Annotated in this window: 6 protein-coding genes; all 6 read left to right on the top strand. The window is 34.3% G+C overall.

The genetic code is table 11. The features are described from left to right. Window positions 1–100 precede the first annotated feature (100 nt). On the top strand, window positions 101–1,171 hold the full coding sequence (locus VGE71_RS05620) for an NADH:flavin oxidoreductase/NADH oxidase (protein WP_331137431.1): 1,071 nt from the start codon (window positions 101–103) through the stop codon (window positions 1,169–1,171). An 81-nt stretch (window positions 1,172–1,252) separates the two neighbouring features. After that, window positions 1,253–2,296, top strand: a complete 1,044-nt coding sequence (locus tag VGE71_RS05615; RefSeq protein WP_331137430.1) for a Gfo/Idh/MocA family oxidoreductase — start codon at window positions 1,253–1,255, stop codon at window positions 2,294–2,296. Between the two features lie 783 nt (window positions 2,297–3,079). Then, complete coding sequence (locus tag VGE71_RS05610; protein WP_331137429.1) at window positions 3,080–4,300, top strand: MFS transporter; 1,221 nt, start codon at window positions 3,080–3,082, stop codon at window positions 4,298–4,300. A 205-nt stretch (window positions 4,301–4,505) separates the two neighbouring features. Beyond that, complete coding sequence (locus VGE71_RS05605; protein ID WP_331137428.1) at window positions 4,506–7,325, top strand: carboxypeptidase-like regulatory domain-containing protein; 2,820 nt, start codon at window positions 4,506–4,508, stop codon at window positions 7,323–7,325. Between the two features lie 17 nt (window positions 7,326–7,342). Further along, window positions 7,343–8,692, top strand: coding sequence for a DUF5689 domain-containing protein (locus tag VGE71_RS05600; RefSeq protein WP_331137427.1), 1,350 nt, complete (start codon window positions 7,343–7,345; stop codon window positions 8,690–8,692). A gap of 136 nt (window positions 8,693–8,828) precedes the next feature. Then, the coding region (locus VGE71_RS05595) for a hypothetical protein (protein WP_331137426.1) at window positions 8,829–9,413 on the top strand (585 nt) is incomplete at its 3' end.

The raw sequence follows: 9,413 nt of genomic DNA, 5'->3' as shown, positions 1-9,413 counted from the left end.
TAAACATTTCGATTTCTCTTTTTATCAAGTTACTGTAACTTTACTTTTTGAACGCTACCTTATTCAATAGGTAGTATAAAAACACTAAAAGTTACAACATATGGCAACGAAATTATTTTCTCCTCTCACCATAAAAAAAATCACATTAAAAAATAGAATTGTTATCTCGCCAATGTGCCAATATTCTGCAATTGATGGATTTGCGAACGATTGGCATCTGGTTCATTTAGGAAGTCGTGCCACTGGCGGCGCAGGATTGATTATTCAGGAAGCAACTGCAGTTTCTCCAGAAGCTAGAATTTCTCCATCAGATTTAGGAATTTGGAAAGACGAACATATCGAAAAACTAAAACAAATCAATGCTTTTATTGTTTCTCAAAATTCAATTCCTGGAATCCAATTGGCTCATGCTGGACGAAAAGCAAGTGTTTCTTCTCCTTGGCTTGGGAATAAAAAATTAGATTTCGCTCAAGGCGGATGGCAGACGGTTGCGCCAAGTGCGATTCCGTATCATGAAGGCGAGCCATTTCTTCCAGAAGCTTTAGACAAAAACGGAATCCAAAAAGTAATCTCCGATTTTAAATCGGCAACCAAAAGAGTTGTTGAAGCAGGATATCAGGTTTTAGAAATTCATGCGGCTCATGGTTATTTATTACACCAATTTTTATCGCCTTTAACGAATGTAAGAACAGATGAATATGGAGGAAGTTTCGAAAACAGAATTCGTTTTACCTTAGAAATTGTCGAAGCCGTTCAAACAGAATGGCCTTCAGATTTGCCATTAATTGTTAGAATCTCAGCAACTGACTGGGCAGAAAACGGATGGAATCCAGAAGAATCTGTACAGCTTTCTAAAATATTAAAAGAAAAAGGAGTAGATTTAATTGATGTTTCGTCAGGTGGATTGGTTTCACATCAAAAAATCACATTAAGCCCAGGTTATCAGGTTCCTTTTGCAGAAAAAGTAAAACAAGAAGCCAACATCGCAACAGGCGCAGTCGGATTGATTACCGAAGCCAAACAAGCAGAAGAAATTCTAAATAAAAACCAAGCCGATTTGATTTTATTCGCCAGAGAATCTTTGAGAACACCGAACTTGCCTTTAGATTTCGCCAAAGAACTAGACGACGATATTCAATGGCCAAAACAATACGAAAGAGCTAAACTTTAATTTTTTTTTCCGCCACGAATTCACGATTTTTTTTAAACCAATAATTCGTGAATTCGTGGCGGAAAAACTAAATCTATACCAATGCAAAAGATAAAAACAGCATTATTATCATACGGAATGTCGGGGAAAGTTTTTCACGCTCCGTTTTTAGACATCCACAAAGGATTTGAATTATTGGGTTCTTGGGAAAGAAGCAAAAAACTAATTCAGGAAGATTATCCATACGTAAAAAGCTACGCTTCATTAGACGAATTATTAAACGATGATGTCGATTTAGTAATTGTAAACACGCCAGTTGGAACACATTACGAATATGCTAAAAAAGTACTTTTGGCAGGAAAACATGCTGTAGTCGAAAAAGCTTTTACCACAACAGTTGCCGAAGCAAAAGAATTGGCGGCAATTGCAAAAGAAAAAGGGTTGAAATTAGCTGTTTTTCAAAACAGAAGATGGGATAGTGATTTTAAAACCGTTAAAAAGGTTATTGACGAAGGTGTTTTAGGAGATTTAGTAGAAGCTGAATTTCATTTTGACCGCTACAATCCGTTATTGAGTCCAAAAGCGCATAAAGAAACAGCAAACGATGGAGCAGGAGTTTTAAAAGATTTAGGTCCGCACATTATTGATCAGGCAGTAAGCTTGTTCGGGTGTCCAAAATCAGTTTTTGGAGATATTCGTGTAACCAGAGAAAATTCTGTAGTAGACGACTGGATTGATTTAACCTTATTTTATTCTAATTTCAGAGTTCGTATAAAAGCAGGTTTTTTTGTTAGAGAAGCCAATCCGGCCTATACCATTCATGGAAAAAAGGGTTCTTTCTTAAAACCTCGCGGAGATGTTCAGGAAGACGATTTGAAAGTAGGTAAAAAACCAAATCTAGACTCTTGGGGAACAGAAGACGAAGCGTTGCAAGGTTTGCTTCATACAGAAGTTGACGGTAAAATCATCCGTGAAAAAATTCCAACGCTACAAGGAAATTATTTCAGTTTCTTCGATGGCGTTTACGATTCAATTGCAAACCATACAAAAGAACCTGTTACAGCAGATGAAGGTGTAAAAGTCATGCAGATTATAGAGGCGGCAATTTCAAGTAACGCACAGCAAAAAGTGATAATTATATCATAGGCCGAATATATTTTTATATCGACAGATCATTCCGTAGGAATGTTTCGTAGGTAGAAAAAAATAATGGTCGTTGGCGTTTACGTTCCATAGGAACGTTTGATTTTTATATCATTTTTTAGACAATCTGGAATGTCAAACGTTCCTACGGAACGTACAAACAATGGTAACACATATTTTTTCTACCGACGACATGTTCCTACGGAACAAAAAAACACAGACATTAAAAGGGGCACTCTTGACTTTGAGGCAGTCCCTTTTTTGTTTCAATAAAAAATAAAACAAATAATAATTCTACCAAGACCTAGAAATTGTAGCTGTGATAAGATGTACAATTATTTAGATTATACATTGACATCAGGTGTCATTCCGTAGGAACATGTCGTCGGTAGGAAAAATAATGGTCGTTGGCGTTTACATTCCGTAGGAACGTTTGATTTTCACGTCGTTTTTTAACAATTTGGTATGTCAAACGTTCCTACGGAACATACAAACAATGATAACACATGTTTTTTCTACCGACGACATGTTCCTATGGAACAAAAAACACACAGACATTAAAAGGGACACTCTTGACTTTGAGGCAGTCTCTTTTTTGCTTTAATAAAAAATGGAGCAGATTATAATTCTACCAAAGCCTAAAAATTGTAATTTTAATAAGAAGATTTGAAATAATAACCTTTCAATTTATAAACAATAACGTTGTATGTTGTGTATAACTTTAAGCTTTATGCACTTTACCACGCGTTTTTAGTATTTTTGATCAATATTTTATAAAAATTCAATATGCTGATAAATTTTAACCCGTTAGCGCTTTTTCAGACCAAAGGAAAAATCAAAAAAGTATTTAGAGAGGCAAAAGCTTCTTATTTAAACCGAATTCGATTAGCCGTTGGAATGTTTTATTTTGGAATGGGTTTAAGTTTTGCCACTTGGGCCAGCAGAATTCCAGATATTAAAACAGCTTTGCATTTAACCGAAGGAGACTTGGGTTCTATACTTTTTGCGCTTCCGGTAGGGCAGTTGATTGTTATGCCATTTTCGGGAAAAATGGTAACCAAATTTGGAAGCCATCGTATTTTGATTTTCTCTTTAATAATGTACGTTTTGAGCTTAATTAATTTAGGTCTCGCAACAACTTCATTGCAATTATCTCTCGGATTATTTTTGTTTGGTGTTTTTGGAAATCTTGCTAATATCGCTGTAAATACGCAAGGCGTTTATACCGAAGTTTTATTCAAAAAAACAATCATGTCGTCCTTTCACGGAATGTGGAGTTTTGCAGGATTCACAGGTGCGTTGGTCGGTTTAGGAATGTTGGCTTTAAATTTAAGTCCGTTGCATCATTTTATGATTGTAGCAGGAATCGTTTTGATTATGGTGGCGCTTAATTTCAAATTTTTGGTGAGAGCTAAAGAAAAAGCAAAAGCAAAACCAGAAGGGAAAAAACTATTTGTAAAACCAGATTCGGCTTTGCTTTGGCTGGGAGTTATCGGATTTTGCAGTATGGCCAGTGAAGGTGTCATGTTTGATTGGAGTGGAGTTTATTTTAAAGATATAGTAAAAGCGCCAGGGCCTTTAGTAGTTTTAGGTTATACTTCTTTTATGATTATGATGGCTAGCGGAAGATTTTTAGGCGACGGATTAATCAACAAATTTGGACGTGAACGTGTCATGCAAATTAGCGGCGTTATGATTTCGGCAGGACTTTTTACGGCTGTTTTTCTTCCTTATATTATTCCATGTACGATTGCTTTTATGTTTGTTGGTTTGGGAGTTGCTACTATTGTTCCTACTGTTTATAGCATTGCAGGAAAAAATCCAACCGTTCCGCCAGGAGAAGCTTTAACGATTGTTTCGAGTGTTAGTTTCTTGGGATTTTTGATGGGACCGCCCGTAATTGGGCATATTGCACAAAGTTTCGGATTGCAGTTCTCTTTTGCCTTTATCGGAATCTTTGGTGTTTTGATTGCTTTTATGGTTTCTAAAATTAGAACTTCTGCTTAAATCTATTTTGTAATAATAACTTTCAAACGGCTTCACTTTAAATTAAAATAAATTTGAAAGAATTTACTTATAATTAAATATTTTGTTTATTTTTGAATGTAGAGTTGTGCTGCTTGAAGCATAACTCTCTTTCCAAAAACCAATTTTATCTTTTGAATGAGGATTAGAATCCTAAAGTAATTTTCAAAGTAAATTGGCTTTTTTAATGGTAAAAAAATACGCAGTCTTCTTTATTGTATGGTCTTTTAATTTTGCTTTTTCACAGAAAGAAATTACAGTTTCTGGAATTGTAATTGATGCCCGAACGCAAAATCCCCTGGAAAATGTAGTGGTAACCATACAGAATACCGCTGTAATGCAACTCACCTCAAAAACAGGGAAATTTGAACTCCATATATTTCCTCAAAAAGAAGATTTCCTTTTGTTAAGAAGTCAGGGTTACAAAGATCTTCTTTTAAAAATAAAGTCCAATTCAGGACAAAATATAAATCTCGGAATTTTACAATTAGAAGATACTTATTCAGATGAAGTTCCCGCTGCATTAATCACTTTATCAGACAATGATTTTTCTGATGATAACAGTTCTTCAGAAATGACATCTGGTTTGTTGCAATCTTCAAGAGATGCGTTTATGCAAACTGCGGCTTTCAATTGGGGGCAAGCCCGTTTTAGAGTTCGTGGTTTAGATAGTGAAAACGGAACCATGATGCTCAACGGAATGACCATGAATAAAATCTACGATGGCAGACCACAATGGAATAACTGGGGCGGTTTGAATAATGTACTTCGGAATCAGGAATTTTCAATCGGGACGGCAGTCTCCAATTATACTTTTGGCGGAATTTTAGGAACACAGCAAATTTCTACAAGAGCTTCATTATATAGAAAAGGAACATCGCTTACATTTTCTGGAAGCAATGGTGCTTACAGTTGGCGTGCAAATGCAACATACGCTTCAGGAATGAATTCTTCTGGTTGGGCCTATGTGGTTTCGGCAGGAAAAAGATGGACAGACGAAGGTTATTTTGAAGGAACGAACTTTGACGCAGATTCTTTTTTTATTAGTGTTGAAAAGAAATTAAACAACAAAAATTCATTGAATTTTACCGGATTTTATACTCCAAATTCACGCGGAAAAAACTCGGCAAATACAAGTGAAGTTACGAATTTGATGGGCGAAAAGTACAATTCGTATTGGGGATTTCAAAACGGAGAAAAGAGAAATGCAAGAACTAAAAAAGTTGAAGAACCTTTATTGATGTTAAATCATTATTTAAAGATTAATGACAAAGCAAATCTAAACTCGAGTGTTTCGTATCAATTTGGAAAAGTCGGAAACAGCAACATTGATTATCAAAATGCTGATAGTCCTGATCCGGTTTATTATAGAAAAATGCCAAGTTATTTTAGTTCGCTATATGCAAAAGACAAAGGAGAATTTTCAGGTGATTTTACACCAGATTATGAAAATGCTGAGAAAAGTAAAGCAACTTTTTTGGACAATTCTCAAATAGATTGGAATTCGATGTATTTTGCCAATCAAAAATTTACGGCTAATGGTTATGAAGCCTCAAAAAGCCATTATGTTTTGTATGAAGATAGAACAGACGACAAGACTTTTGCAGTAAACTCAAATTTGAATACACAGATTACATCTACTATTTCTTTTGATGGAGGATTTACTTTTAAGAAATTAAAGTCTCATAATTTTCAGTATTTATTAGATCTTTTAGGCGGAGAATATTTCGAAGATATTGACCCGTTTTACAAAGGAAACTTATCACAATCTGATTTGTTGCATCCAGATAGGAAAGTGCAAAAAGGAGATACTTATGGATACAATTATAATTTTCTGGCTAATACTTTAGATGCTTTTACACAATTCAAATTTAGCTACAATAAGACAGAATTTTATTTGGCACAATCATACTCCATGTCAGATTATCAAAGAGAAGGATTGTATCAAAACGGACTTTATCCTACTACTTCTTTAGGGAAAAGCCAGAAAGTACATTTTGAAAATTTTGGTTTTAAAGGCGGTTTCACGTATAAAATTTCAGGAAAGCCATTGTTGTTTTTTAATGCGGCACATTTGACAAGAGCGCCTTCACTTCGAAATACATTCTCAAATTCACGATTAAACAATTCGATTGTTGACGGAATTGAAAGTGAAAATATCTCTAGTGCCGATGCTAATTATGTTTACCGTTCTTCCAAAATGAAATTACGTTTAACGGCTTATTATACCTTAATTAAAAACACTACAAAAACTTCTTTTTTCTATGCCGAAGGAATTTTTGATAACGGAGCTGGTTACGATGCTACCGATGCTTTTGTGAGTCAAACCCTGACACATTTAGACAAGAAAAATACAGGTGTAGAACTGAGTTTTGATTATCAAATTACATCGACTTTAAAAACTACTTTGGCTGGAGCATGGGGGAATTATGTGTACAGCAGTGATCCTAATGTGATGATTACAAATGATGCTAATCAATCAAAAGACAACAAACCTACAACTTTTGATTTTGGAAAGGCCTATCTTAAAAATTACAAACAACCTGGAACTCCTCAAAAGGCTTTTTCTTGTGGCTTAGAATATCGTGATCCTAAATTTTGGTGGATTGGTGCTAATATTAATTATTTGACAGAAAACTATATTGACGTTTCACCTATTTCAAGAACTGATCAATTCTATATCAATCCTGCGAATTCTTTTCCGTTTCCTGAGGCAACTTCTGAAAGAGGAAATGAACTATTAAAGCAAGAACAGTTTGCTCCTGTAACATTGCTGAATATCAACGGAGGAAAATCTTGGCGTATCCGTAAAAAATACATCGGACTTTTTGCAAGTATAAATAATGTTATGAATACAATCTATAAAACCGGTGGATTTGAACAGGCGCGTAATGCCAATTTTAGAGCCTTAAATCAGGATGTTTCGAGTGGAACTCCATCTTTTGGCCCAAAATATTATTACGGATATGGTAGAACTTATTTTTTAAATCTAACAATTGGTTTGTAAATCAAAATTGAATTGTCATGAAAAACACATTTTTAAATTCATTTCTTGTAGTTGCACTAATAGGAATTAGCAGTTGTAATAATGAAACTGAAACACCAAAATTAATTTGTACACAGCCAGATTTAGTAGTAAACAAAACTGTTGAAAAAGTGCAGGAGCTTTCGGGCAATGTCGCTAAGCAATATTTGTATGATGATATAATTGAGGCTTATGTAGTTTCAAGTGATGAAGAAGGGAATTTTTTCAAAACAATTTCGTTCCAGACACAAGCAAAACCTAATATGCCTGCAATTGGTTTTAGTGTTCCGATTGATGCTTCTAATACTTATATTGATTATCGACTAGGAAATAAGGTTTATGTAAAACTTAAAAATCAGTTTACAGATTTGTATTATGGAGGTCTCAGAATTGGGAGTTTGTATGTAAGCAATTCTGGAGATCCGACTATTGGGAGAATTTCTCAAAATGAATATAAAAATGTCCTCAATGCTTCGTGCACAATAATTGATGAAAATCTGTTAGTTAAGTCACTTTCTATAGAAGAGGCACTTAACGACAGTAAACTAAACACTTTGATAGAATTAAATGATGTGGAATTTACAGAATCAGCTTTAGGGCGTCATTATTTCGAAGAATCTAATAATGTTGGCGGTTCTACAAATTGGTATTTGAGAGATAAAACAGGAAATCAGGTTATTTTTAGATCGAGTAGTTATGCAAAATTTGCAGATCATTTTGTTCCAGAAGGAAGTGGAAAAGTCAGAGGTATTCTAACCAAATTCGGTTCAGATTATCAATTAATGGTTCGTTCTGAAAGTGATGTTGTTATGAATGGTAAAAGAAACACGCCATTCTTTGCAGAAGATTTTCAAACTGTTACAAACAATGTTAACTTCGTTCTTCCCGGCTGGAGCAATATTGTAGAAAAGGCTACAAAATTATGGAAAAGCATGGTGTATTCTGGAAATGGTTATGCAGAGTTTAATACCACAAGTACAACAGCAGCCGAAAATGTTGCTTGGCTTGTTACTCCAAAAATAAATTTAAGTAGTTACAAAAACACAGTGCTTTCTTTTAGGAGCGCACAGCATGATTTAAAATTAGACTCGCCGTTAAACACTTTGGAAGTTTATGTATCAACCAATTTTGATGGTTCAAACGTAACCAAAGCAAAATGGACAAAATTGGAAGCAAAAGTTCCGTCACTTTCTACGCCTTCTCGTCAATTTATAAGTTCGGGCGGAATTGATCTTTCAGCATATTCAGGAAATATAAGTATAGGATTTAAATACATCGGCTCCGGAAAAGACAAAACTTTAAACGGCGCTTTTATGGTCGATGATATTAAGATATTTGGAGAAAAGTAAAATAGAATCTTTAAAACGTAAATTAATCTGTTGGTTTTTATCATTTTATTGAAAAGTTTGTAGTTTTTGTACTTCAAATCCTTAAAATTTAATTGAATTTTGTATTTTGGTCATCCCAAATCAATACAAATATCACATGAAAACCTACTTTATTGCCATCATACTGATGGTGTTTCCATTCTTGATGCATAGTCAAGATAATGTTAGACTAAAGCAGATCAACATTGTAAAAACAAATTATCAAAATTCTAAAGACGGCGAAATTGTAAACAAAACAATGGTCTTTAAAGAGGGTAAACTTCAAACCATAACAACTTCAGATGTAGTACAGCACTTTTATTACAACAAAAATGGTTTGTTGGATATGACTGTAAAAGATAAAATTGGAAGTGACTGGAAGGAAGTTATAAATTATACCTACAACGCTGATAACAATATTACCAAGTTTGTAAAGAAATATCAGGAAGGGCCAAATTATATTACAAAAACAGTTTCGTTTATGTATGAAGGTGCCCGAGTAAAAGTAACGACGAAAAAGAGTACCAATCACCAGAATTTAGTAGATGATATTGAATATCTTGTGGAAAATGGAATCATTGTAAGACGTACTTCGCGCGATAGAAACAAAGCGATTATTGGAAAATTAGAATACGTTTATGTAAACGATAATGTGTCCAAACACAAAGGATTAGTTGGAGATAAAATTTCAAAAACCTTTACT

Origin of the sequence: Flavobacterium sp. (assembly GCF_036405015.1) — a bacterium.
Lineage (GTDB): Bacteria > Bacteroidota > Bacteroidia > Flavobacteriales > Flavobacteriaceae > Flavobacterium.
Note: the sequence above shows the minus strand (reverse complement) of the source record. Positions and strands in the feature narration are given on the sequence as shown.

Bases quoted from the DNA above. Each gene is read 5' to 3' on its own strand.
- VGE71_RS05605 (WP_331137428.1), top strand. From the start codon at position 4,506: ATGGTAAAAAAATACGCAGTCTTCTTTATTGTATGGTCTTTTAATTTT.
- VGE71_RS05620 (WP_331137431.1), top strand. From the start codon at position 101: ATGGCAACGAAATTATTTTCTCCTCTCACCATAAAAAAAATCACATTA.
- VGE71_RS05610 (WP_331137429.1), top strand. From the start codon at position 3,080: ATGCTGATAAATTTTAACCCGTTAGCGCTTTTTCAGACCAAAGGAAAA.
- VGE71_RS05615 (WP_331137430.1), top strand. From the start codon at position 1,253: ATGCAAAAGATAAAAACAGCATTATTATCATACGGAATGTCGGGGAAA.
- VGE71_RS05600 (WP_331137427.1), top strand. From the start codon at position 7,343: ATGAAAAACACATTTTTAAATTCATTTCTTGTAGTTGCACTAATAGGA.